This is a genomic window from Priestia sp. YIM B13486, from assembly GCF_042787865.1.
Classification (GTDB): domain Bacteria; phylum Bacillota; class Bacilli; order Bacillales; family Bacillaceae_H; genus Priestia; species Priestia megaterium.
On the sequence record NZ_JBHZOZ010000004.1, the window covers coordinates 272,907 to 298,084 of the forward strand.

The 25,178-nt window shown below is 38.9% G+C and carries 24 protein-coding genes and 1 pseudogene; 5 read left to right on the top strand and 20 right to left on the bottom strand.

The window, feature by feature from the left end; all coding sequences use genetic code 11:
- Positions 1-138 precede the first annotated feature (138 nt).
- Together ACFX4G_RS13380 and ACFX4G_RS13385 are read right to left on the bottom strand one after the other, a co-directional pair.
- Positions 139-999 (bottom strand): LacI family DNA-binding transcriptional regulator, encoded by an 861-nt coding sequence (locus ACFX4G_RS13380; RefSeq protein WP_230183645.1) that lies wholly within the window; start codon positions 997-999, stop codon positions 139-141.
- A 12-nt stretch (positions 1,000-1,011) separates the two neighbouring features.
- Positions 1,012-1,152 (bottom strand): annotated as a pseudogene (locus ACFX4G_RS13385) (LacI family DNA-binding transcriptional regulator); the annotation flags it as partial.
- A 151-nt stretch (positions 1,153-1,303) separates the two neighbouring features.
- On the opposite strand from ACFX4G_RS13385, the gene ACFX4G_RS13390 reads away from it, so the two are divergent.
- Positions 1,304-1,462 (top strand): hypothetical protein, encoded by a 159-nt coding sequence (locus tag ACFX4G_RS13390; protein WP_377575236.1) that lies wholly within the window; start codon positions 1,304-1,306, stop codon positions 1,460-1,462.
- A gap of 107 nt (positions 1,463-1,569) precedes the next feature.
- Here the strand turns inward: ACFX4G_RS13390 and ACFX4G_RS13395 are convergent, their stop codons facing one another.
- The 7 genes from ACFX4G_RS13395 to nei all read right to left on the bottom strand — a co-directional run bounded on the left by ACFX4G_RS13395 (position 1,570) and on the right by nei (position 8,852).
- Entirely contained in the window at positions 1,570-2,580 is a 1,011-nt protein-coding gene (locus ACFX4G_RS13395; RefSeq protein ID WP_377575239.1) for a MupG family TIM beta-alpha barrel fold protein, read from the bottom strand.
- A complete protein-coding gene (locus ACFX4G_RS13400; RefSeq protein WP_097824240.1) occupies positions 2,577-3,938 on the bottom strand; it encodes a PTS transporter subunit EIIC in 1,362 nt (453 codons plus the stop codon). Before ACFX4G_RS13400 ends, ACFX4G_RS13395 begins: the two co-directional genes overlap by 4 nt.
- A gap of 88 nt (positions 3,939-4,026) precedes the next feature.
- Positions 4,027-4,881, bottom strand: coding sequence for a MurR/RpiR family transcriptional regulator (locus tag ACFX4G_RS13405; protein ID WP_013081906.1), 855 nt, complete (start codon positions 4,879-4,881; stop codon positions 4,027-4,029).
- A 12-nt stretch (positions 4,882-4,893) separates the two neighbouring features.
- Positions 4,894-5,799 (bottom strand): N-acetylmuramic acid 6-phosphate etherase, encoded by a 906-nt coding sequence (gene murQ / locus ACFX4G_RS13410; protein ID WP_377575244.1) that lies wholly within the window; start codon positions 5,797-5,799, stop codon positions 4,894-4,896.
- Positions 5,800-5,954: 155 nt separating this feature from the next.
- A complete protein-coding gene (locus ACFX4G_RS13415) occupies positions 5,955-7,334 on the bottom strand; it encodes a DUF6612 family protein (protein ID WP_097824242.1) in 1,380 nt (459 codons plus the stop codon).
- Positions 7,335-7,550: 216 nt separating this feature from the next.
- Complete coding sequence (locus ACFX4G_RS13420) at positions 7,551-7,928, bottom strand: FAS1-like dehydratase domain-containing protein (protein ID WP_043980224.1); 378 nt, start codon at positions 7,926-7,928, stop codon at positions 7,551-7,553.
- A gap of 105 nt (positions 7,929-8,033) precedes the next feature.
- Positions 8,034-8,852 (bottom strand): endonuclease VIII, encoded by an 819-nt coding sequence (nei, locus tag ACFX4G_RS13425; RefSeq protein WP_318331006.1) that lies wholly within the window; start codon positions 8,850-8,852, stop codon positions 8,034-8,036.
- A 248-nt stretch (positions 8,853-9,100) separates the two neighbouring features.
- Here nei and ACFX4G_RS13430 point away from each other — a divergent pair, with 248 nt between their 5' ends.
- Positions 9,101-10,102, top strand: a complete 1,002-nt coding sequence (locus ACFX4G_RS13430; protein ID WP_097824244.1) for a DUF3231 family protein — start codon at positions 9,101-9,103, stop codon at positions 10,100-10,102.
- 34 nt (positions 10,103-10,136) lie between these two features.
- On the opposite strand, the gene ACFX4G_RS13435 is transcribed toward ACFX4G_RS13430, so the two are convergent.
- From ACFX4G_RS13435 to ACFX4G_RS13480, 10 genes are all read right to left on the bottom strand, one after another.
- Positions 10,137-10,301 (bottom strand): hypothetical protein, encoded by a 165-nt coding sequence (locus tag ACFX4G_RS13435; RefSeq protein ID WP_176521264.1) that lies wholly within the window; start codon positions 10,299-10,301, stop codon positions 10,137-10,139.
- Between the two features lie 124 nt (positions 10,302-10,425).
- A complete protein-coding gene (locus ACFX4G_RS13440; protein ID WP_013081899.1) occupies positions 10,426-11,442 on the bottom strand; it encodes a FecCD family ABC transporter permease in 1,017 nt (338 codons plus the stop codon).
- A gap of 5 nt (positions 11,443-11,447) precedes the next feature.
- Positions 11,448-12,482: a FecCD family ABC transporter permease gene (locus ACFX4G_RS13445; protein WP_097824245.1), complete on the bottom strand. Its 1,035-nt coding sequence runs from the start codon at positions 12,480-12,482 to the stop codon at positions 11,448-11,450.
- Between the two features lie 80 nt (positions 12,483-12,562).
- The gene (locus tag ACFX4G_RS13450) at positions 12,563-13,507 is read right to left on the bottom strand and encodes an ABC transporter substrate-binding protein (protein WP_377575252.1); all 945 of its coding nucleotides are present in this window, start codon (positions 13,505-13,507) and stop codon (positions 12,563-12,565) included.
- Between the two features lie 173 nt (positions 13,508-13,680).
- On the bottom strand, positions 13,681-14,340 hold the full coding sequence (locus ACFX4G_RS13455) for an HAD family hydrolase (protein WP_097824247.1): 660 nt from the start codon (positions 14,338-14,340) through the stop codon (positions 13,681-13,683).
- A 113-nt stretch (positions 14,341-14,453) separates the two neighbouring features.
- Entirely contained in the window at positions 14,454-15,833 is a 1,380-nt protein-coding gene (locus tag ACFX4G_RS13460) for an APC family permease (RefSeq protein WP_097824248.1), read from the bottom strand.
- A gap of 299 nt (positions 15,834-16,132) precedes the next feature.
- A complete protein-coding gene (gene speB, locus ACFX4G_RS13465; RefSeq protein WP_043980238.1) occupies positions 16,133-17,089 on the bottom strand; it encodes an agmatinase in 957 nt (318 codons plus the stop codon).
- 122 nt (positions 17,090-17,211) lie between these two features.
- The gene (locus ACFX4G_RS13470) at positions 17,212-18,588 is read right to left on the bottom strand and encodes a putrescine aminotransferase (protein ID WP_028407593.1); all 1,377 of its coding nucleotides are present in this window, start codon (positions 18,586-18,588) and stop codon (positions 17,212-17,214) included.
- A 25-nt stretch (positions 18,589-18,613) separates the two neighbouring features.
- Positions 18,614-20,101 (bottom strand): aldehyde dehydrogenase family protein, encoded by a 1,488-nt coding sequence (locus ACFX4G_RS13475; protein WP_097824249.1) that lies wholly within the window; start codon positions 20,099-20,101, stop codon positions 18,614-18,616.
- A gap of 135 nt (positions 20,102-20,236) precedes the next feature.
- Positions 20,237-20,824, bottom strand: a complete 588-nt coding sequence (locus tag ACFX4G_RS13480; protein ID WP_097824250.1) for a TetR/AcrR family transcriptional regulator — start codon at positions 20,822-20,824, stop codon at positions 20,237-20,239.
- A 594-nt stretch (positions 20,825-21,418) separates the two neighbouring features.
- Here ACFX4G_RS13480 and ACFX4G_RS13485 point away from each other — a divergent pair.
- The 3 genes from ACFX4G_RS13485 to ACFX4G_RS13495 are packed head-to-tail and all read left to right on the top strand — an operon-like array spanning position 21,419 to position 24,361.
- A complete protein-coding gene (locus ACFX4G_RS13485; RefSeq protein WP_377575257.1) occupies positions 21,419-22,282 on the top strand; it encodes a glycine betaine ABC transporter substrate-binding protein in 864 nt (287 codons plus the stop codon).
- A gap of 35 nt (positions 22,283-22,317) precedes the next feature.
- The gene (locus tag ACFX4G_RS13490) at positions 22,318-23,523 is read left to right on the top strand and encodes a quaternary amine ABC transporter ATP-binding protein (RefSeq protein ID WP_097824252.1); all 1,206 of its coding nucleotides are present in this window, start codon (positions 22,318-22,320) and stop codon (positions 23,521-23,523) included.
- On the top strand, positions 23,516-24,361 hold the full coding sequence (locus ACFX4G_RS13495; protein ID WP_013081885.1) for an ABC transporter permease: 846 nt from the start codon (positions 23,516-23,518) through the stop codon (positions 24,359-24,361). Before ACFX4G_RS13490 ends, ACFX4G_RS13495 begins: the two co-directional genes overlap by 8 nt.
- Positions 24,362-24,399: 38 nt before the next feature.
- Here ACFX4G_RS13495 and ACFX4G_RS13500 read toward each other — a convergent pair whose 3' ends face one another.
- Entirely contained in the window at positions 24,400-25,173 is a 774-nt protein-coding gene (locus tag ACFX4G_RS13500; RefSeq protein ID WP_043980252.1) for a class I SAM-dependent methyltransferase, read from the bottom strand.
- Positions 25,174-25,178 lie beyond the last annotated feature (5 nt).

Below are 25,178 nucleotides of genomic sequence, written 5' to 3' on the forward strand. Positions count from 1 at the left end.
CTTTGTTAGTAGTGAATTACTCTATAGTTAGTAAAACGTTTTAGTACAACGTTTTACTAATAAAAAAATAAAAAGCTTGCTCTTATATTTTTCTAAATCGGTCTCTTTTTAAAGAGACCTTGTGAATGGCATTGCTTTTTATTTGATTCTCGTGGTATTACGGTGAATAATTTCCAGATCAAATATCTGTTGGTCCACATCCCCATATGGATCAGAAATTGTTTTAACTAAAAGCTCCCCTGCACAATAAGCCATTTTCTCTACCGGCAAATTGACAGTCGAAAGTTTTGGGTTAGTAAATTTAGAGAACTCTTGGTTATCAAATCCCATCACTTCACAATCAGCTGGTACAGAGATGCCGTAGTCATTAAGAGCAGAAAGAGCTCCTAATGCAACATGGTCACTCAAACAAATCACAGCGGTTGGAACTTGTCCTTGTTCAATAAGCTGTTTGATGCTGTCATAGCCACCTTGTTCTGTGTATGAACAGTAATGGTGACAATACGTAACATCAGTCTGTTCAATTCTATCTGTCACACCTTTTACTCCTGCTTCTAAAGCCTGTGAAGACACGTCTGGAACTAAAATACTAATGTGCTGATGATGATTATGAATAAAATGATCTGCTACTGCTTGACCTGCTTCATAATTTTTGGATTGTATAACAGAGTATATAGATGATACACGATTAAATAAAACAATCGGAACACCAGGTTTTGATCGGTGAATATACGCCTCATCAACTTCCGTTGTATTTGCAATGATCGCCCCGTTAAAATATGAAGATGTTTGAAGACCTTTTACAGAGGAAATACCTTCTTCATTTTGAAACGTTTCGACTAATAATTTAATAGTAGGACCGCTTTTTAATGAAGCTATGTAGCTTTGAATACCTGTAAGAATACGTCCCACTAACGAGACGCGCGTATCAATTGGCCAAATAAGAGCAATTGTTAGCTGCGCTGATTTGTCTTGTCCACGTAAGTTACGCGCAGACATGTTGGGAATATAGCCTAATTTTTTCGAAGCTGCAATTACACGCAGTTTAGTAGCTTCAGAAATTCTGCTTGCTCCCGGCTTGTTATTTAAAATGAGGGAGGCAGTCGTAATTGAAACATCTGCTGCTTTTGCAATATCTTTAATGGTAACCAGATGACCATCTCCATTTTTAGTTTAACGTTTTACTAAACTCAGTATAACGCTTTCATTTTAGTTTGACAATTCTTTTTTTATTTTCATCTTACATAAAAGAGGCTGGGACATAACGCAACCAATCTAGGCTAAAGGCGAACAAAGGGGATTAATGAGTTGGACTGCTTCTTACACTGCTATTGATTTCCGTGCAAAACTTCGCTTTCCGCAGGAGGTCGATGAGCCTCCTCGTCGCTTGCGCTTCTGCGGTGTCTTATCTCTTCCGCTTTTACCGCAGGAGTCTTCGCCTCTCTCTCCAATCAACAGCTAGAAGGAACTAAACACATGAAATCTATGTTTACCATAAAAAATACGAACTACCAATTAATAGCTCGCATTTAACTTCAACTAAAATATTTTTATCCTATATTCATCTATTTAGACAGGAATAAGCTCAAGTTTTTGCCCCGGTCTCACTAACGAAAGCAGCTCATGATCTTCTTCTATTACATACCCAATCACATTCACATTAGCATTTGCAGGCAAATTCGTTTTAGCTATTTGAACCTCTCCTCTGTAACGTCCGTAGCCATCATTGTCCATTGTAATTGCTCCCATTCTGCGCTCTACTGTATGAAATGGCGGTACTGGTTTTACAGATCGAGTATCAACTAAACGCAGAACGTCTTTTGATACATCCGGACGCACGCTGTACGTTCCCTCTATATGAGGTGAACGAATGCGCAGCGGAATAATACGGCTTTCTTGATATTGAACCAAACGCTTTAATAAACTTGAACCGGCGCATGGATCTCCAATATAAACCTCTGCTACTCCGCATCCGTATAAATCTACTGCAGAGGTAAAAGGACATCTATTACGGTCTTTTTCTCTAGTAGGAAGACCTTGATAAATAGGGCCTCTTTTTTCGTCTTCTCCAGGAATATAAGCGCAGATTGGAATACGAAGTTCATTAAATAAATCTGTCTGCTGTTGAAAAAACGTTTCTTCAAGCCCTGTTTCAGGCCGCGGATAAAAATTATGCCATGCAAGTAGCTGATGATGATGAAGACCTGCAGATAAGAGTGCTTCAATTTCTTGTTTGGATAACGTACTTGCATTAACAGCAATATAAAATTCATTCGCAAGCGAAAGAGTTTCTTCTGCGCTAAAGCCATCGTCTAGTCTAATACCAGATACGCCAAGTGAAGATAGCGACATAAGGCTTTCAATACCTAAATGAACTGGCGTATGCTTAGATACGTCTGCATACACGCTTATTCCACAATCTCTAGCCACATGAAGCAATTCTTTTGCCCGTTCAGCCAAATCCCCTTTTTCTTCTGGAATGTGAAGCGAAGTGAATGCACGTGTAACCCCGCACTCACTCGCTTCTATTAATTTTTCGGGGGCATCACTATCATTTAAATAAAACGAAATACCGATCATTCAAACTCCCTCGCCATTTCATCGTTAAATCCAAAGAAATAGGTACAAACAAAGCCTGCTGCATAAGCAACAACTAATCCAAGTAAATAAAGAAGAATTTGATGCGCATGAACTAAAAACGTAAGCGGTAAACCTGATACCCCCACCGCTACAGTTGCAATATGAAAGTGCGCCTGAAACGCTCCGCCGATTCCAGCTCCGAGACAAGCGGTTAAGAATGGACGCCCTAAAGGAAGTGTGACTCCAAAAATAAGCGGCTCTCCGATTCCAAGCAGCCCTGAAGGAAGAGCGCCTCCAATTGCTCGCTTTAAACGTTTTTTCTTCGTTTTGATATAAATAGCAAAAGCAGCACCTACCTGACCGGCTCCGCCCATTGCTAGTATAGGAAGAAGCGGATCATCTCCAATTGAATTGATAAGCTCTAAATGAACAGGAGTAAGACCTTGATGCAGTCCTGTAATGACAAGCGGCAAGAACGTTGCTCCTAAAACAAAGCCTGCTACAACTCCTCCAACCTCTAAAACTCCTAAAAGGCCTTTTGTGATTCCATCTGAAATCAAACCTCCGATTGGCATGAACACTACATACGTAATAATGCCTGTAATTAACACCGTAACGGTCGGTGTAATAATAATATCCAGTGACTGAGGGACAAATTTACGCACTCGTTTTTCCACTACGGCCATAAAGATTGCTGCAAGCAATACGCCTATTAAGCCGCCCCGTCCCGGCAAAAGTGCTTCACCAAAAAGTTTAATATCAGCTACGGTAGGATTAATGACTAAAATACCGGCTAAGCCTCCTAGAGCCGGCGAACCACCAAATTCTTTTGCCGCATTAATACCTACTAAAATACCAAGATAAGCAAATAAGCCGCTTCCGATAACGGTTAAAAGAATAGCAATCTGTGAATCTGCCGGAAGCCACTTCGCTTGAACAGCTGCTTTTGTCACTCCGGTGATAAGTCCAGATGCTACAAGAGCAGGTATTAACGGAATAAAAATACTCGCAATTCGGCGAAGCAAGAGCTTAAACGGCGTTGCATTTTTTTCTTTCAGCTCCGATTTCCGCTGAGCCGCACGATTTTCTAAATTAATACCGCCAGATTCATCAATTAACTTTCCAAATTCCTCTGTTACTTTGTTTACTTTTCCAGGACCAATAATGATTTGCAGCGTTTCTTCTTCAACTAATCCAAGTACGCCTTCAAGCTTTCGTATATCTGCCTTTTTTACAATTGAATCATCTTTTACAGTCACGCGCAGCCGAGTCATACAATGCGTATACGCTTCAATATTTGATGCTCCCCCAAGCATCTCCAAAATAACCTTTGCTAATTGATGATTATCTACAGACATGTTAATCCCCCTTTGTATTTTCCTCTTAGATGGACACGGTACTGAGGAAACAGACCACAAAACCCTCTTTTGTAATCGTTTTCTTTTTTTATTTCTTAGTTTTCAAAAACTGAATGGCATCCCTTGTTTTATCAATATACTCAATCGTCTGGTCATACTGCTGCGCTGCAATACTTAAAAATAACACATCAATCACATAAAGCTGGGCTAAACGAGACGATGTAGCTGCGCTTCGAAACGGCGCTTCTTGAGAATAAGACGTATACAAACAAATATCAGCTAAAGACGAAACGGTAGACTGTCCGTACTTGGTTAAGCTAATCGTCTTTACTCCGCGATTTTTAGCTAAAGATAAGACATTGCTTACTTCAGGAGTCTCCCCTGAAAAAGAGATGCCCACAACTACATCGTCTTTACTTGCATTTGCGATAAGTGTAGCTGCTAGATGGCTATCTGCAAAAGCAGTCGCATTTTTATTAATTCGAAGAAATTTTTGCTGCGCATCCATAGCAATAATATGTGAAGCACCGATTCCAAAAAAATGAATGTTTTTAGCTTCAATCAGCGCCAAAACAGCCCGCTCTGCTTCTTTGTAATTCACAAGCTCGGCCGTATCACTTAGACTTTGAATGCTGTTGCTTGCCGTTTTTTTGACAATAGATTGAATCGTTTCATTTGTTTCAATATCGCGGTATCCTTGCTCCGTATCTCTAGCTAAATCACCGGCTACTCTTACCTTTAATTCTTGAAACCCGCTAACCCCGATAGATTTACACAAACGAATAACAGCAGCACTGCTCGCATTCGCTAGTCTACCTAGTTCCCCAGCCGTACTGTTTACCACAGTATGCGGGTTGTTTAAAATATATTCAGCAATTTTCCTCTCCGAATCAGGAAGCTTAGCCACCGTGTTTTTAATCATTGTTAATCCGCCTGTTGACATCGTTTCTCTCCTTTATACGTAATGTTCAATCGCTTTTCTCACATAACCGTCCGCATTATTCAGTAACATCTTCGCGGTGTCATAATTTTCATTTGTTTTGATCATAACCACTGCTGTTTTTACCTCATTATTTGCTTCTTCAAGCGTTCGACTTGCTTGCTCATAAGAAACACCCGTAATTTTACAAATAATACCTATTGCTCGTTCTTTAAGCTTTTCATTACTCACATGAACATCTATCATTAAGTTTTCATACGCTTTTCCTACTTTGATCATAGCCGCTGTAGAAATCATGTTGAGAATCATTTTATGAGCGCTTGCTGCTTTTAACCTTGTGGAACCTGTTAGCACTTCCGGACCTACTATCACCTCAATACTATGGTCCGCTTCTTTTCCAATAAGAGAATTACCATTGCAAGACAGCGCCACCGTTTTAGCTTTTACAGATTTTGCATATCTTAATGCACCAATCACATAAGGAGTGCGTCCGCTTGCAGCAATTCCAATGACTGTGTCTCGTTCATTCAAATGAATTTTTTGTAAATCTGCTGCTCCCAATTCTTCGTTATCTTCAGCACCTTCAACTGCTTTAACAAATGCTTTTTCTCCTCCAGCCATCAATCCCTGTACCTGATTGGGATTGGTACTGAAAGTAGGCGGGCATTCAACAGCATCCAATACTCCCAGCCTCCCGCTTGTTCCTGCTCCGGCATAAATAAGCCGGCCTTCCTTTTGAAACGATTCACTTACAAATTCAACTGCCACCTCTACGTCTGGAAGTACTTTTTGTACAGCCAGCGCCACTTTTTGATCTTCATTATTCATTATGTTTAAAATTTCCTTTGTACTAGCTGTATCTATCTTCATTGTGTGTTCGTTTTGGGACTCTGTTGTTAATAACGTAAGCTGTTCATTCATCTTTTGGGCTCCTTTTTCATCATATAGTGAAGTTATGGCTATTATAATTCGTTTGAAATATAATTTCAATAATTTATTTTATTTTTTAAAATTATATTTTAAAAAACACAAAAAAAGACTTCAGGCATATAGCTAAAATCTTTTTTTATGTCTATTTATGATTGTTGAGCAAATGTTAACAGATACTCATCTTGCATTAAAACTTCGTAATCTTGTTCACCATTTCTTACGACGTGTACAGGGACTGTTTTTGCAGGAAGTAATTCAACTGGCTCACGATAGCGTTTTGCCACTCCGTTAATAAGTTCGTTTACTAACTGCTCGTTACTCAGCTCACCCGCCTGATATTTTTCTGCAAGTGGTGTCATGACTTCCGCTAATACACTTGCATCGTTAAATCCTTGAATTTCGACTTGTACGACGTACGCATCATCTTCATCACTATACGCTGCATCTTTAATTTTATATTTTGTAGATGAAAGAGCTTTTAGAAAAGCGCTGCTTACTTCGTTTAACTGCTCGTCGGTTATATTTGAGCTCAATGATGATAAAGCACCTTTAAAATTCGTTTCAAAAAACTCTACAAACGAACTCTTTTGGAACTCCCCTTTTTCTTTCACCTGTTTCTTATCTTGCTGATTCGGATGTTTAGCAACAAATTGATCTGTATTTTGATAAACAGTTGCTTGAATTAAAGCATCCACGTATTGTCCTGCTTCCTTGGCATAGGCAGCTTGCTTTTCCTTACTTGGCGTTTCGGTGCTGCTATCTTTAGAAGCAGCAGCGGCTTTTGCTTCCACTTTTGGTTTTGTTACATTGTCTAATTGGTTATATGTATACGTATACGTTTGCTTAGACTTTGAGTTTTCTGTTTTCCCGTCTACTTTAACTGAATACGACTGATTTTTTACTACTTTCTTTATTTGCTTCGTTTCTTTATCAATTGTCACAACAAGCGAAAAATCTTTTCCCTTAATTTGGTCAAGGTCTACAGCGGTATCGCTGCCTTGATTTGTTATTTTATAATAAGCTTTAGCATCACCTGCTACAATTTTTTGCTTTTTGTCTTTGTCTCCGTTAAATGTTAATACATACTCTTTGTCTTTTTCGGTGACGCCAAATTCATTTGGAAGATTTTTATCATATTTTTGATAGTAGCGTATTGGATTTTGTTGAAGCTCCATAGCGTTATTAATTAAAGCCGCAACGTACTTTTTTTCTTCTCCCTGTACTTTTGTGCTTTCTTCTCCAGCCACAGCTAGCGTTTCATCACCATCATGATACATCTTCAATTCTTCGCCGTTCATTTTTGTGTTAATGTAACCTGCTTTACTTTTAAAATCAAACTCTTGTACTCCGTTTACTTGGTAATCAGAGGATCCTTCTGCTTTTCCAGTGACTTTCACTTGAACATTTTTCACCTTTTCTTGTGCTTCTTTCACGTCACCCGTTAATTCCTCTGAAGACGGCATCCCACATGCCGAAAGCAATAGAGCGAATGATAGTGCTAAGCCTGTATTCATTATTTTTTTCATATAAGAAACTCCTTTTTTAAATATTTTTCCAAAAATAAGAATCTATGTACTTAGTAAATACACATTTTTACCATTTGCGAAACTCAACTTTACTAAATTACCATATTTACATTTAAATGGTAACCAACAAAAGAAGGAAATTGCATAATAAAAAAGTCACGAATCCGTGACTTTTCTAACAACATTCATAACTTATTTTTTGTTAGCGTTTTCATTTTAATCTCTAATAACTCCATTACTTGTCCCTATCAGTACTTCTTTACCTTGTTGATTTCGATACACTGATTTGATTTTCACTTTTTTAAAACCATCTGCTTTTTCTACTTCAGTTAATATGCATTCACAGGTAACTGTATCTCCTGCAAAAACTGGACGAAGAAATTCACTCACCATTTCTCTTGCAATGTAGTTTAAGTCTCCTCCTATTTTTGTTCCAATACTAGCAGTCATAAGTCCATGCACCATTATCCGCCCTTTTTCGTCACGTTCTATATGATGTTTGCCCCGGTCTCCAGTCATCTCCGCAAACTGCATGATTTCTTCCTCTTGAAACGTTCTTTGCCACGTAAATGTATCTCCTGTTTTACATTCCATCTTATCCCTCCCCTTAAGATTATGACTTTACTTTTTAACTATATCACAAAAAATGAACAGTCATTCATTCCTACATCAAAAAAATAGCAGAATAAATATATCCTGCTATTTTTGACAAGTAGGACAGTAATAAAGCCTTCTAGAAGCAGCTTGCACTTTTAAGATAGGCGTGCCGTCAATTCGGCAAGCTTCTCCTTCACGGTTAAAAACCCAGTGGCGGTATTCAGAGCGCTTTTGGCCTTTCTTTTTTAACGTTTCAGCAAGCTTTACATCATTTGTAATGCCACCTGTTTCATAGGACCGTTTGACAAGAGAAATGGTTGCTTCAGCTGCCTTTTTAAGCTGTTCTTCCGTGCAGTCTACCGGACGAGCTGCAGGATTAATTCCCGCTACAAATAAGATTTCACTGCGCAAATAATTTCCAATCCCCGCTATAAAGCTTTGGTCTAGCAGCAGTGACGCCCATTTTCTGCGGTAAAATGACTTAGAGTAAAAGCGATCTAAAAGCTCTTCTGCCGTTACTTCTTCACTTAAAATATCCGGACCTACTCTTGATACAAAAGGATGAGCAGAAACTTCTTCATCACGCAATACTTCAATATCAGAAGCGCTATAGAGCAGCGCTGATTTTTTTTCATTATGAATAGCAAGACGCAGCTGTCTGTTTGTAGATGGATAATTGTAAGATGAACGTACATACCATTTTCCATAAAGCTGATTATGTGAATAAATGGTATAGCCATTGTCAAAACGAATAAGCATAGCCTTCCCTTTTGTATCTACCCTTTTAATACGAGCACCCGTTAATACTTCTTCGTAATGCTGTAAAGATGGAAAAGCAAACCATATCTCTCTAACGGGAAGACTAATAATCGCTTTTTCCACTTCATCGGCTGCTCGTCTAATTTCTGGACCTTCTGGCATATAATGAAACTCCTTTCTTGCCTAACTTTCTTCATTTATTATTTCGGTTTTATTTCTGCTTTGCAAGAAAGAAGCGGTTGAACTCTTCTTTTCCTAAAAGAACCTTTAAATTATGCATGACGGTTACTCTTATAGTAAAATGTTGATACCTTTTTTACTTTCTATAGTGTTTATCTTACTTCCTTTGACTTATACTAGTTGATAACCTTTTAGAAACTTGTTATTTATCTATATATGAGGAGTTTATTATGAACAATCAATCATTTTCTCCACTATCAGCCGCCGAGATGGCTGTTATTTGGAAGCAATATATGAACGATAAAGCAATTTCTTGTATGCTTAAACATTTTCTGTGTCATGTAGACGATTTAGATATTCAAAAAGCGATTCAAGGTACACTGCATATCACAACAAAAAACAGTGATGCGCTCACTGCTATCTTTTTAAAAGAAAATATGCCAATCCCGCTAGGTTTCGGCGAAGAAGACCTTAATATTGAAGCTCCAAAATTATTTTCGGATTCTTTTTATTTGCTTTATTTGAAGCATATTTCAAATGTCCTTCTGCTATCAGCAACTACGGGCGTCGATGTTGCCGCAAGAAGTGATGTACGATCTTTTTTTCGCAGCTTGCTATTAAAAGCAGAAAAGCTTAATCAAACGATTACAGATTTGCTGTTAGAAAAACAAATTTTTATAGAGCTTCCTCCTATTCCTATTGCAGATGCGTCTGATATGAACGATAAAGAACTCTTCTTAGGAAGCTATTTTGATGAAAAGCGGCCGTTAACGGTCATTGAAATTTCTCATATCGTGTCAAGCATACAGACGAACTTAATTGCAAAGGATTTAATTTTAGGGTTTGCTCAAACAGCTCCTTCTCAGGAAATTCAAGCTTTTTTGTTAAAAGGTAGAGAGCAGGTACAGCAGCACATTGAATCCCTGTCACAACCGCTAATGGTAGAAAACATACCGGTCACAATGAAGTGGGATTACGGAGTAGAAAAGTCTTCCGTTCCTCCATTTTCAGAAAAACTCATGATGTTTCACCTGGCTGCGATGATTACTGAAAATGTACGTGGATACGGGCTGGCGATGTCAACGAGCCCGCGTTTAGATCTCGCTTTAAACTATACAAACTTCACGAATGAAATTTTGGAATACGCCAAAGAAGTATCAAGAATAAGCATTGAACAAGGATGGCTAGAAGAGCCTCCGCATATTCCATTCCCAAAAATTCATTTGGAATAAAAATGAGATTGGGACATAACGAAATGAACCCAATCTAAAGACGAGCAATGAGTTGGACTGCTTGTGACACCGCTGTTGATTTCCGTGAAAGGCTTCGCTTTCCGCGGGCGCCCGCTGAGCCTCCTCGTCGCTTGCGCTCCTGCGGGGTCTCACCTGTTGCGCTTTTCCCGCAGGAGTCTTCGCCTTGCTCTACAAACAACAGCTAGAAGCACCTGCATATATGAAACCTACGTTCACCATGATTACAAAAAAACACGAACTATTCATCCATTTTTGATGAATAGTTCGTGTTTAACTTTAACTACACTACTTTTGTCACAGCCTCATTTTTTAGATTCTCTCCACAGTAAATAAAGAAAATACGGAGCGCCGATAATGCCAATGATTAATCCAGCGGGAATTTCAATCGGAGGAGCAATTCCTCTCCCAATTAAATCTGCTGCTAATACAAACAAAGCGCCAAGCAAAGCGGCTGTAGGAATCAATTTTTTGTGTCTCGGTCCCACTAACCGTTTGGCCACATGAGGAATAATAAGCCCTACAAAGCCAATTGTGCCAACCACCGATACAACCGCAGCCGTCATTGCCACTGCGCTTGCCAGCAATACTAGACGAATTAACTCTACTCTAGCCCCTAGTCCTCGAGCCACTTCATCACCTAAATGAATTAAATCTAACCGAGCAGCTAACAGCCAAATCAACGGTACTAATATAACGACCCAGGGAAGTAAACCAATTAATTGATCCCATGTTCTTCCCCATAAGCTGCCGCTCAGCCAAATCAGTGCCGCATTTACGTTTGGATTTGCTTTTGAAATTAACAAGTGAATACCGGATGAACAAAAAGCGCTGACTGCTACACCTATTAATGCAAATCGAATAGGTTCTACTCCTTTTTTATAAGCAAGCAAATAGACGATTACAAAGACAAGCGAGCCTCCTGCAAACGCAGCGACAGATAAAACAGATGGGCTTGCTAAAGGCAGTAAAATAGTGACTGCAACAGCTGCTAATCCTGATCCGCTTGATAGACCTAATGTATCTGGACTAGCGAGCGGATTTCTCATAATGGACTGTACGACGACTCCGGACACAGCTAGGCCGACTCCTGTTAAAATAGCCAGCAAAATACGAGGCAGACGAAATTCTACTAAAATGGACGTCAAGTCAGGATCGCCAATACCAATAAAAGACGTAATAATGTCTAGAGGAGGTATGTTAATGTCTCCTAAGCTAAGGCTTATCACACTCAGCGCTATAATTAAGACAGAAAGAATGATAAACAGGCCGACAGACTTGAATCGAGATGGCTGCTTTTTTGTTTTATTGACAGTCTGCATATAACTCATGCCTTCCTTTCTGTTTTTTTGCGTCTCGCTAAGTAAATAAAGTACGGCGTTCCGAGCAACGCTGTTACTGCACCTACAGGAGTCTCATACGGGTATGTAATAAATCGTGATAATACGTCTGCTAGCAGCAATAAAGATGCACCAAGCAGCGCGCTCATTGGCAAAACGAACCGGTAATCTACACCTATTAAATAGCGTACCATATGAGGAACAACAAGCCCTACAAAGCCAATGGGACCCGCAATTGCCACCGAAACACCTGCTAATACAATCACAACAACTGCAGTGAACGCTCTAATGGCAAAGACTCGCTGCCCCAGTCCTCTAGCTACGTCATCTCCTAAAGACAATAAAGAAGACGCTCTTCCCAGACCAAACGCAATAAGCAGGCCCGCGATGCTAAAAGGAACCAATACATGAACATGTCCCCAATCTCGCCCAATAACTGAACCAGTGAGCCAGAACATAACGCCTTCTGTTTTGCTTTCATTAAAAATCAGCAGCGTTTGCGTGAGAGACATAAGCATACCTTGTATAGCAACACCTGTTAAAGCAAGCTTTACATCACTGTCGCCTCCTTTAATCAACGAACTCATGACATAAACAATAACAGCAGCAAATGCGCCTCCTAAAAATGCACCAAATACCCCGCCAATCATGCTTACACTAGGCACTAAAACCGTTAAAAATACCATTGCCGCTGATGCGCCGGCATTAATACCAAAAATACCAGGAGAAGCTAATGGATTTCTAGTTAATGCTTGCATCAACGCTCCAGCGACAGCCAAATTAGCGCCAACAAATGCCGTTACCAGTAAGCGAGGCAGACGGACAGTTTGAATAATAGACTGTTCTTTTGATCCGTCAAAATTTAGTATAGCTTGCTTAATCGTTCCAAAAGAAATATGTATAGAACCGATGGAAATAGATAAAAACATTGAAATCAGTAAAAGAATAATAACCGCAAAAAAAATAGCTATTATACGAAGCGGAGATTTGTTTCTTTTGGATAAGCCGTGAACAGCTTTCATAGTAGAATGCGCCTCCTTCCATTTGAAAGTTCATTAAAAAGAAAAAAAACAATCCCGCTGGATTGTTCTTTTCTTCGTTATTATTTGCCTTCAAATAATAACTTTTCTGCTTCATCTGCAATACCATTTGCACCTTGTACACTTCGGCGAAGAGACCATTTAAATACATCAACTTCATACACTTGATTATTTTTAACCGCTTTTAGCTCTTTCCATAATGGCTGTTTTGCTAAAGGCGTATGACCTTTTTTATTTCGCATAACAATGAGTTTGTCCGGATCTGCTTTTACAAGCTGTTCCATTGTCATTTTTACACTGTACTCTTTTGTAGGATCTGTTAATGCATTTTTGAAGCCTAATTGCTCAAGAACACCCGTTGTAAAGAAATTTGAAGTTCTAGCATTAATATTACCATTTGCATCAGCGATAACAAGTACGTTGCCCGGATTTTTTGGTGCTTTTGCTTTTAAATCCTTCATTTTTTGCTTATGCTCTTCTACCACTTTTTCAACTTTTGCTTTCTTGCCAACTGCTTCTCCTACTTTTAACTCTGTATTTAGTAAATCATCGTAATTAGCATTTAAGTTTTTTAACTCAATAGTTGGCGCAATTTTCGATAACTCTTTGTATACATTTTTATGACGTTCTGAATCGGCGATAATCAAATCGGGCTTCAGCAGTTTAATCGATTCCAAGCTTGGCTGCGCTCGCGTGCCAACTGATTTGTATCCTTTGATTTCTTTTAGTACATCTTTATCAATAAGCTGTTCTGCTTTATCATCATCAGCTACTCCTACAGGTTTGATACCAGCATCTAACAATGCATCAATAAAGCCTAACTCTAATACGACTACTCGCTTTGGATTCTCTTTTACCTTTGTCTCTCCAAGCTCATGCTTGACCACTCTTGTTTTTTCACTTTTTTCATCAGCTGAATCTCCCTTATTCGTGCTGCTGCAGCCGATAAGCATTCCGATTGCCAGCATTGTAATAAAAGCCAGCAGTCCTATTTTTTTCTTATTCAAATGTCATTCCTCCTGCTTGTATCTTTATGTAGATAATCGACTCTTGAAACTGATAATCGTTATCATTATATCAGTTTTATCTATTTAAACAAGCTGATTCGTTATTTTTTAATTAAAAAAATTATATCTATTCTATAAAAAAAGAAAGGACGCAGCAGGAGCGTCCTTTCTTTTTAATCTTCAATACAAAGATACTGAATCACTTCTTTTAAACTTTTCTCTTTCATCGATTCGATGTGTAAGTGATATCTTTCGAACGACAGATGTTTAGTTAACGGATTTGGTACAATCACACAGCGCAAGCCTGCTGCCATAGCAGCTTTTGCTCCATTAGAAGAATCTTCAAATGCCAAAGCTTCAGAGGGCTCTACTCCTAGCTTTTCAATTACATTTCGGTAAAGAGCCGGATCTGGCTTCACTTTTTCTACATCATCGCGCGTTTGAATGACTTCAAAATAGTGCAGCAAATCTAGCTCTTTTAAAAAAGCTGTTACCCAGTCGCGATATGAGCTGCTTGCTAAACCAATTTTCAATCCAAGTTCTTTTGCTTCTGCCAAGTACTCCGCTACACCTTCTCGGGCTACTAATGATTTCATTTTTTCTTGATGACGTCTTAACGATTCTTGAGCTAGTTCCTCTTTTGTGAACTCATTGTTAAACTGCTGAAGCAAGTAATCGTAAAGTGCCGTAGCATCCGTTCCCACATAAGAAGCAAACGTTGCAATCGGTAGATCTACTCCCCTGTCTTCTAACATTTCTTGGTATACCTCATACCACACTGATTCTGTATCAATAATTAATCCATCAAAATCAAACACAACTGCTTTAATCATAATTTACCTACCTTTTTCTATCTTATCGTTCTTACATAGTAACACGTTCAAAATGCGTAATCCATAAATGTGGCTTCCTTAATAAGATAGGCTTAAACAGGTAGTTTCTATCCTTACTTTTCTCCGACTTTCATCAAAGGTGACATTTCTTCTGTTTCCTTAAACTCAATGGAAGACAGCTGCCTTCTAAAACCTTTCGTTGCATACGCTAAATAAACCAAACCAGCAATCCCCCAGCCAATACCAAGTAAAAAGGAGTTGCGCTCCAAGTTAAGCCATAAAACGCCAATCGCTGCTGCTCCTAATAGTGGCATAACAATGTATGACCAAAATCCCTTAGCCGACCGGTGCTGCTTTTGATGAACAGCATAGTGCGCAATAACCGAAATATTAACAAAAGAAAACGCAATGAGTGCTCCAAAATTAATAAATGACGTAGCTGTTGCCAGACTGAAGAAAATGGCACTTGCTGATACAACTCCGACTAATACAATATTTCGCGAAGGGGTGCGCAGCTTAGGATGAACATAACCAAAAAATGACTGAGGTAAAATTCGATCGCGTCCCATTACGTATAATAAACGCGAAACGCTTGCATGCGATGACATGCCTGATGATAACGTTCCTGCAATTCCTCCAGCTAAAAAGACAATTTGAAACAGCGTACCGCTCACATACATAGCAATTTCAGGAGCCGCAGCGTCTGGATGCTTGAATCCTTCTAACGTTGGAAAAACCGCTTGAATAAAATAAGATGTCACGGTAAACATGACTCCTCCGATTAACGCAACTAAAAAAATAGCTTGCGGAATCGTTTTTTTAGGATTAGGCGTTTCTTCTGATAACATAGCCACTGCATCAAATCCTAAATAGGAAAAACACATAAGTGTGGCTCCCGCTATTAGCCCTGATGACGTCATGTTCTGATTAAAGAAAGGCTTCATAGAAAAAAGAGTACCTTCCCCCATTCCTCCTAGCAAGGCTTTGATTGAAACAGCAACAAACAATACTAAAATCGTCATTTGAAATATAACAAGAAACGTATTGAAATTGGCGGTGAAATTAACGCTTCGTAAATTTAGCAGCGTAACGATAATGACGAAGCTGACAACCCAAACCCACGATGGTACCGAAGGAAAAATAGATGATAAATAAATTTGAAAAATAAGTGCGTTAACCATCGGTAAAAAGAGATAATCCATTAGTGCAGACCAGCCAACTAAGAATCCTAAATGTGGATTGATTGTCTTTTGCGTATATGTATAAGCTGACCCTGCATTTGGAAACACTTGAATCATCTTTTTATAGCTTACTGCCGTGAGAAGCATCCCGACAAGGGCTATGATATAAGACGTGGGAACGTGTCCATTCGTCATATCAGACGCAATCCCAAACGTATCAAACACTACCATCGGAGTCATATATCCGATCCCCATTAATACAATCTGCCATAATTTCAACGACCTTTTTAATGTTACTGTTTCATGTTTCATTTATCTTCCCCCTTCTATTTATTAAGAACATTCTGACAATTAAATCCATAAATGCCTGTATTTAATTTCTTTATATAAAAATGAATGACTTTCATTCATTTTTATATAAAGAGTAGTTACATTTACTATAGCAAATATATGATTTATTTCTTTAAGTTGGTAAGGGTTGCTAACAACCTATCTTTTTCTTTTATCATATTATGAAAGCGTTTTATTTTAAATAGCTATATGTTCCTAATCTCCTGCTATATCAACGCAGAAATACCCTCTGAATAAGAGGGATTTCTGCTTACAAGCCGTTATTCAATCATCGTATCCAATGACTCTCTTTTCGTTTTCACTGCAACTAAACTAGCAAAATCATGAATGATTGTAGCTGCAAGCAACGAGGTTATCTGAGTTGGATCATAAGAAGGCAGCACTTCCACCAGGTCAAATCCAACATAGTTAAATTCCGCCAGAGAACGGATCATTTTCAGCGTTTCTCTGCTGCTGAATCCGCCTACTTCAAGCGTTCCTGTTCCTGGTGCACAAGAAGGATCAACAAAATCAATATCAAACGTTAAAAAGCACGGAGTATCTCCAATCGCTGTCTTCATTTGCTCTAAAATCACTGAAAATCCTTGATGTTCAAGCTCCCCGGCCGTTACTACATGATAACCGAGGTCTTTGCTTTCTTGAACATCTCCCGGATGATTTAATGTTCCTCTGATACCAATTTGAAAGACCTTCTTTGGATCTACTAGCCCTTCTTCATATGCGCGTATAAAAGGAGATCCGTGCCAATATTTTTCATCGTAATACGTATCCCACGTGTCTGTATGAGAATCAAAATGAATCATAGCCACTGGACCATATCTTTTAGCAGCAGCACGAAGGCTTGCCAAGGTAATCGAATGATCTCCTCCAATTCCAATTGGAACAATTCCTCTATCCATAAGAGTGCCTACCGCTTCTTCCATTAATTCATAGCTTCTGTGAATATTATGCGGAATCACGGGCACATCACCAATATCGATAGCATTTGTATCATCGAATGGATATACGTCGTGTACCGGATGATAAGGAAACAGCGTCATGGAAGCTTGCCGAATTGCCTGAGGTGCAAAGCGCGCACCTACTCTGAAAGATGCTGCCGTATCAAACGGCATCCCTACTAGCCCTACTTTTGCATTTTCTCTTTCCGCTGGCAGCCTCATAAATGAGCCCGTTGTACAAAATTCTGGTTTGACATCTGGGGACAATGGATATTTCATAATTTACTCCTCCGTTTCAATGATTTCAGTTAGTCGCTAGGCATTTCCACTACTAAAATCATTGAAAGCAATACGGGAATAAGAAACGTTTGCCGACTCATATTCGTTGCTCCTTGTTACATTTATTGGTGGTTCAGCTCATTTAATACTTTTTCAAATGTAGAAATGACTTGATCTACTTCTTCCGCTGAAATAGTCAACGGTGGCTCAATACGAATTGTTTTAGAGTTTACAAGCGTGCCGGCTACTAGAATCCCTTCATCAAACATACCTTTAGAAAGCGCGTAGCCAATTTCATCTTGGTGAAACTCAATTCCAATCATTAAACCTTGCCCTCTGATTTCAAGTACTTTATCTCCATGTTTTTCAGCTGCTTTCTTTAAACCAGCAAGGAAATATTCTCCCAGCTCTTTTGCACGGTTTGGCAGCTGTTCTTCAATCAACACGTTAATGGTTGCAATAGCGGCTGCGCAGGCAAGCGGGTTGCCTCCAAACGTTGTTGTGTGCATAAACGGATTATCAAAGAAGCTTGAAAACACTTTTTCTTTTGCTACAACCGCGCCAGCAGGCATAACTCCTCCTCCAAACGCTTTAGCAAGACATAAAATATCGGGTACAACATCGTATAGTTCTGATGCAAACATTTCACCGGTACGTCCCATACCTGTTTGAACTTCATCAAAAATTAAGATAGCGTCGTACTCATCACATAGTGCACGCACTTCTTTTAAATAATTTTCAGGAGGAAGAATAATGCCGCCTTCTCCTTGAATTGGTTCTAATAAAACAGCTGCCACATCTTCCCCTACAAGCGCGCACGTTTCAAATGTTTTGCGCATCATGTCAATATCACCAAACGGCACGTGACGGAAACCTGGAATTAACGGCAGAAATGGTTTACGGAACATTCCTTTTGCCGTACCTGATAAAGAACCTAGACTTTTTCCGTGAAAAGAACGTGTTGTGGAAATAAACGTTGTTCGATCACTATACATTTTCGCTAATTTTAAAGCGGCTTCTACACTTTCTGTTCCGCTGTTTGTGAAAAAGGAATACTTCAAATCACCCGGTGTAATATCTGCTAAAATTTTCGCAAGCATCGCACGAAGTGGATCTAATAAGTCTTGGCTATGGAGCGCTTGACGCTGAAGCTGATCTTGAACAGCTTTGACTACTTTAGGATGGCGGTGCCCCACGTTATAAATTCCAAATCCGCCCAAACAATCAATGTATTTTTTACCGTTTACATCCGTAAAACAAGAGCCTTCATCTGACCATTCCACAGCTGCAAACTGCGTATCCACCGTTACTGTTTTGCGATATTCTAAAAAGCCTGGGTTAACATGCTCACGAAATCCGTCTACTGTTTCTTTCGTAATCCACTGTGCTTCTTCAGCTGAAACTTCGCTTTTTTCAATAAGTCCCAGCACTTTGTTGATATATTCGTTTACTTCACCATATGCTTTGTTTACCTCTTGATTTTTCGTCACTGTATTCATTTTAATATCGCTCCTTCTCTACTTTTTAATTTTTAAACCAGCCGATTGGCTCTACTTGTAAATTAATATTAATTTGTTTTACTTCTTGAAATTCTTCCAATCCAAACGTGCCCAGCCCTCGACCAATTCCGCTCTGCTTATATCCGCCCCAAGGCGCTTCGTTAAATGTAAAATGATATGTGTTTACCCAAGTGATGCCCGCACGCAGCTTTTTAATCACCCGAAGAGCTTTTGCGCCGTTGTTTGTAAACACACTGCCTGCCAAACCATATTCCGTATCATTTGCAAGCTTAATAGCTTCTTTTTCGTCTTTAAACGTTTGAATAACAACAACGGGTCCAAAGATTTCATCTTGCACAATTTTCATATTTGACGTAACGTTACTAAAAACCGTAGGTTCTACAAAGAATCCTTTTTCCAATCCACTGCTGGTGATTCGATTGCCTCCGCATACAAGGCGGGCGCCTTCTTGCTTTCCAATTTCGATGTACTTTAATACTTTTTTCATATGTTCTTCACTTACAAGAGGGCCCATTTCAATCTCTTGATTCATTCCATTTCCTACTTTAATTTTTTGAGCACGCTCTGCAAAACGTTCAATAAATTTCTCAGCGATGCTTTCTTCTACTAAAATACGAGAACCTGCAGCGCAAATTTGGCCGCTCCCTGCAAAAATTCCAAATAAGGCATAATCTACAGCTGTTTCAAAATCAGCGTCAGCAAATATAATGTTCGGTGACTTTCCTCCAAGTTCTAAAGAGACTTTCGTTACATTCTCTGCTGCTTGACGCATGATGTGTTTTCCAGTTACCGTTCCGCCCGTAAAGGAAATCTTATCAACACGCTTATCTTGAATAAGCGTATTTCCTACAGTATCTCCGGCTCCCATAACAAGGTTTGCTACTCCTTCTGGCAATCCTACGCTTTCTAAAATCTCAAAAAGTTTTGTAGGAGTAACCGGTGTCACTTCAGAAGGTTTAAATACAATCGTATTTCCTGCAGCTAAAGCAGGTGCAATTTTCCACACGCTCATCAACAGCGGATAATTCCAAGGTACAATCAGTCCGCACACCCCAATTGGTTCTTTTATAACCATTGCTTGCATAGGTGCAGGAACACTGTACGTTTGACCGTCTGGCTTTGTAATTAATCCAGCGTAATATCTAAAACAAGCAGCTGCATCTTCCACATCAGCCTCAGCCTCGCGATATGGCTTTCCGTTATCCATTGTTTCTAGCGCTGCTAATTCCTCTTTCGCTTCTTCAAGCTTATCGGCAATTTTAAATAAGATAGCTGCTCTTTCAGATGCAGAAGTCTCAGACCAACTTCCGCTGTCAAAGGCTTCCCGTGCAGCTTCAATTGCTGCTTTCATATCTTCTGCGCTGCCTTCTGCAGCATATCCAATTACTTCACCTGTGGCTGGGTTAACAGTAGGACGTTGCTTCTCTGCTTTTTTCCACTCTCCGTTTATGTACATATTTAAAGTTAACGTTTTAACGGCTGTACGATCCATAAGATACCTCCTTATTAAATAACGACTGATTGTCAGTCATTTTAAACTTTTAAAAACTTATAATTCTGATAATTAATTATATAGTTTGAATGAATGTCAGTCATTTTGATAGGTGTAATATCAGCAGCGCTAATATTACACGGATGGCACAAGAGAACGCTTTAAGAATTGAAAAAGTTCTTCCTTTGATTGCTCAAGTGTGACATCTTGCTCTCGCCCGATATAAAAAAGTTCCGCAGCATTTTCAATCAAATTGATCATCGTTTTAGCTGTCCATTTAACATTAAGCTGCTTAATGACTTCTTCCTTTCTAACAGCCTCGTTTAATACCTCTTCAAACCAGTTGTAATAAGGTAAGTAAATAGCTTCCCATGTTTCTAATGAATAGTCAAAAGCGAGCCCCGAATAGCATAAAACAAGAACATCTCTATATTCATCAGTTGTTTTATACGTTTCGTCAATCATTACCTCTAATGTACTTAAAAAATCCGTTGCTGTTTTAGCTCTTTCTTTAATTTTTTCAAGCGACAAAGAAAGTAAGTTTTCTGCAATCGCAGGAACAAGGGCATTTTTGGATCTGAAATAAAGATAAAAAGTTCCTTGAGCTACGCCTGCACGCTTTACAATGTCTGAAATTGACGTTTTATCAAGCCCCTTTTCAGATATAACTTCAATCGCTGCCTGTAAGATTTTATCGTATTTTTCACTTGTGCTTGTAACCAACTCTTTCCCTCCACCTATAAAATGAATGACTTTCATTCATTTTACTATAAGCAACACAAATTATGCAAGATAAAATTTTCTGAACCTTTAAATTTAATTAAAAAATCGGTCGCATGCCGCCTTCAAAATATTTTTTTATTTTATCATTTTACCCTCGCTCTTTTTATATGTCTCACTGTTATTTCTCTTCCTTTCACCATCCAAAGTAAAAGCTGATACAACGCTCTTTAAGCAACTATTTTTCTGAAAAAGTATCTTTAGTAGAAAGATACTTTTCTGCGTTTATTTATAAAGCTTTATCGCTTAATTACTCTTCACTCGAAGTTGACGGAGTAAAAAAAAGAGTGGTAACATGTAAAACTGATTCTACAGTCACTTATTTTATCCATTTATTTCCCATAATTTCTCTTAACTACGATGTACATTTTTAGCTAAAAATAACTTTATAACGCCGAAAAATCACCCACTCTATTTCACATTTTATATTTTCTATGTTTACCACCTAAAAAAACCGGGTATACACTTCGTTGTGTTTAGCACTCGTTCTACATATCAGTCAGATTGATTTAAAACTTTATAAAGGAGTTACATTGCATGAAGAAACTATTGTTAATCAGCATGATTTGTTTTCTTCTAGTTATTACTTCGGCTTGCGGCAACGGTAATGGCGCATTTAAAGATAAAAAAACCATTACCATCGGCATGAATAACTATACTGAAAACATCGCCTACACGTACGTATGGAAACAGATTTTAGAAGATCGAGGCTACAAGGTTAGAACTGTTTTCTTAGAGAAAGCCGGTGTTTGGGTAGGAACGGCCAATGACGACATTGATATTTCGTTTGCACCATGGCTGCCTACAACAGATGCGCCTTTTTACAAAAAGTATAAAGATCAAGTGAACATCGAAGACCCTTGGCTAAAAAACGCGCGCTTAGGATTCGCAGTTCCCGCCTATATGAAAGATGTGAACACAACGGAAGACCTTGCTAAGGTTGCTTCTGATGTCGATAACAAAGTAATTGGAATTGACCCAGGCTCCAGTATTAATGGATTAGCCGAACAGGCGTTAAAGGATTATGACCTTAAAAGCTATACGCTTGTAAAATCGTCTGAGGCAGCTATGCTCAGTGAACTGCGCAAAGCCTATGATGCCAAAAAACCAATTGTTGTTACTATGTGGAATCCTCACTGGGCTTTTGCAGACTTTGATATCAAATACTTAAAAGATCCTAAAAATTCGTTTGGAGACCCTGACAACATTTACACAATGACAAGCAAGGAATTTAAAAAGACAAATCCTCAAGTCATAAAATGGATGAATAATGCACAGATGAATGATAAATTAATCAGTCCTCTTCTATCACAAGTTGAAAAATCTTCGAATCCTGAAGAAGCAGCGCAAGAATGGGTAAAAAAGCATAAAAAGCTAGTTGACAGTTGGACAAAAGATTAATGGACGTAAAAGAAAACAACAATTGAGGTGGACATATGGAACACGTAAAATTAAAAGTACAAAATATAACCAAAGTGTTTGGTAAGAATCCGTCAAAAGCGATTGATTTACTTCAAAAAGGAAAAACAAAAAAAGAAATTCTAGAAGAAACAGGAATGACAATAGGGGTTAATCAAGCAAACTTCGAAATCAAATCCGGTGAAATCTTCGTTATTATGGGCCTGTCTGGAAGTGGTAAATCCACTTTAGTTCGTATGTTTAATCGCCTTGTTGAACCAACATCTGGATCCCTTATTTTAGACGGTGACGATGTAGTAAAAATGAACAAAGATGAACTCCGCGACATGCGCCGAAAAAAAATGAGCATGGTTTTTCAAAACTTTGCCCTATTCCCTCACCGTACGGTTCTTGATAACACAGAATACGGACTAGAAGTTCAAGGTACACCAAAAGCCGAACGTGAAAAGAAAGCAAAAGAAGCGCTTGAATTAGTAGGTTTGAAAGGGTACGAAAATCAATACCCTGGTGAACTGAGCGGCGGTATGCAGCAGCGTGTCGGACTGGCCCGAGCACTTGCCAATGACCCTGATATTTTATTAATGGATGAAGCATTCAGTGCACTAGATCCGCTTATTCGTAAAGACATGCAAGATTTCTTACTGGAGCTTCAAGAAAAAATGGAACGTACAATCATTTTTATTACCCATGATCTTGATGAAGCTCTTCGAATCGGAGATCGCATCGTTTTAATGAAAGACGGCAGTGTTGTTCAGGTAGGAACACCTGAAGAAATTATGACAAACCCTGCCAATGATTATGTTGAGCGCTTTGTGGAAGACGTTAATGTAGCTAAAGTATACACAGCTGAAAGCGTGATGAACCGTGCCGAATCTATTACCGTAGACCGAGGTCCGCGCGTGGCTCTTAAAATTATGCAAGAAGCTGGTTATTCAAGCATCTACGTCGTAGACAAGAAAAAAACTCTTTTAGGAGTTGTAACTGCAGATGATATTAGCCGTGCCATTAAACAAAATAAACTGACAGCAGACGTATTAGATACGGATATTCCAACTGTTACAACAGATACGCTACTAGAAAACCTGTACGACAAAATGGTTATCAGCCGCTTTCCACTACCGGTTGTAGATGAAAACCATCGTCTGCGCGGCATCATTAAAAAAGAACGAGTGATTGAAGCACTCGCCGGTACTGATAGTAATGAGGTGAACGTAAATGAATAGTATTCCTAAAATTCCCGTTGGCAATTGGATTGACCATTTTGTCACGTTTTTAAATGATAATATCAAAGGGTTTTTTGATGTTATTTCAGCTATTGTCGATGGTATTGTAAGTTTTATTGTACTAGTGCTAACCTTTCCACCCGCATTAATTTTAATCTTAATTGTCGGAATCATTGCTTGGTTTTCAAGTAAAAAATGGTCATTTACTATTTTATCGATGATTGGCCTGTTATTTATTCTTAATCTTGGCTACTGGCAAGAAACCATGGACACACTAGCTCTCGTTTTAACAAGCGTACTGATTTCGATTATAGTAGGAATTCCGCTTGGCATTTGGGCATCTCAAAGCGAAAAGACGGCTCGAATTATTACGCCAATCTTAGACTTTATGCAAACAATGCCCGCATTTGTTTATTTGATTCCAGCACTTTTCTTTTTTGGAATCGGTGTGGTACCAGGTGTTATCTCATCTGTTATCTTTGCAATGCCTCCGACGATTCGTTTAACGAACCTAGGTATTCGCGAAGTACCCGCTGACCTAGTAGAAGCAGCAAATGCCTACGGTTCAACAACAAAACAAAAATTATTTAAAGTACAGCTTCCATTAGCCACAAAAACAATCATGGCCGGAATTAACCAAAGCATCATGCTATCTCTTTCAATGGTTGTTATTGCCTCTCTTGTAGGTGCTCCGGGACTTGGTGCGGAAGTATATCGTGCAGTTTCTCGACTTGAAGTCGGCACGGGCTTTGAAGCTGGAATTTCAATCGTTATTTTAGCGATTATTTTAGATCGTATTACGCAATATTTTGGAAATCGTTCAAACCAACGAGCATAAGTAAAAAAAGAAGCCAACTCCGATGAGTTGGCCTCTTTTTATTTATTTTTGTAACACGCTACAAAGATTGCTTCTCCTTGAAACGATTCAATTCTTTGTTGATTTGTTTTGATGTCGAAAAATTGCTTAAATCCGCTTGGTATATTCAGCATATATTGAGTAAGCTCACGCTTTGTCTCTTCCGAAACATTCATCATCCCGCACCAGTCATCAAATAAAAAGCGCTTTGGAAAAGTTGTCAGCACTTCTGTACGGAATCCTTGCATTTCAAGCATAGAAAGCCACTCTGTTTTTTTATAGGCACGATAATGGCTTGGATCTCTTGTCTTTTCAACTCGATTATAAAACTCGTCATAAGCATTCACTTCCGGTGCTACATTATCAATGAGCAAGAACTGTCCGCCTGGCTTTAACACTCGGTACACCTCTTTGATGAACTGTTTAATATTAGGAAAATGGTGCGGTGCAATTCTGCACGTTACCGTATCAAACTCGTCATCTTGAAATGGCATATCTTCAGCATCTCCTTGAACAAACGATACATTTTCATAACCATTTTCTTTAATGAAGCCTTCAGCACTTTGCAGCATTTGAGGAGTTAAGTCAAAAGCCGTTACTTCTTGAAAAACAGGTGCTAGCTTATTTGCCACGTGTCCTCCTCCTGTTGCTACATCAAGCAGCTTTCCTCCTCTATTTTCTTCAGCAATTTCCGCTAAAATAGCTAAATCTTTGCCTTTCGCATGCCCTTTACTTTTGACGTACTTTCCAGCATTCCCCCCGAACTGACTGACCACCATTTCTTTATTACTCATCTATT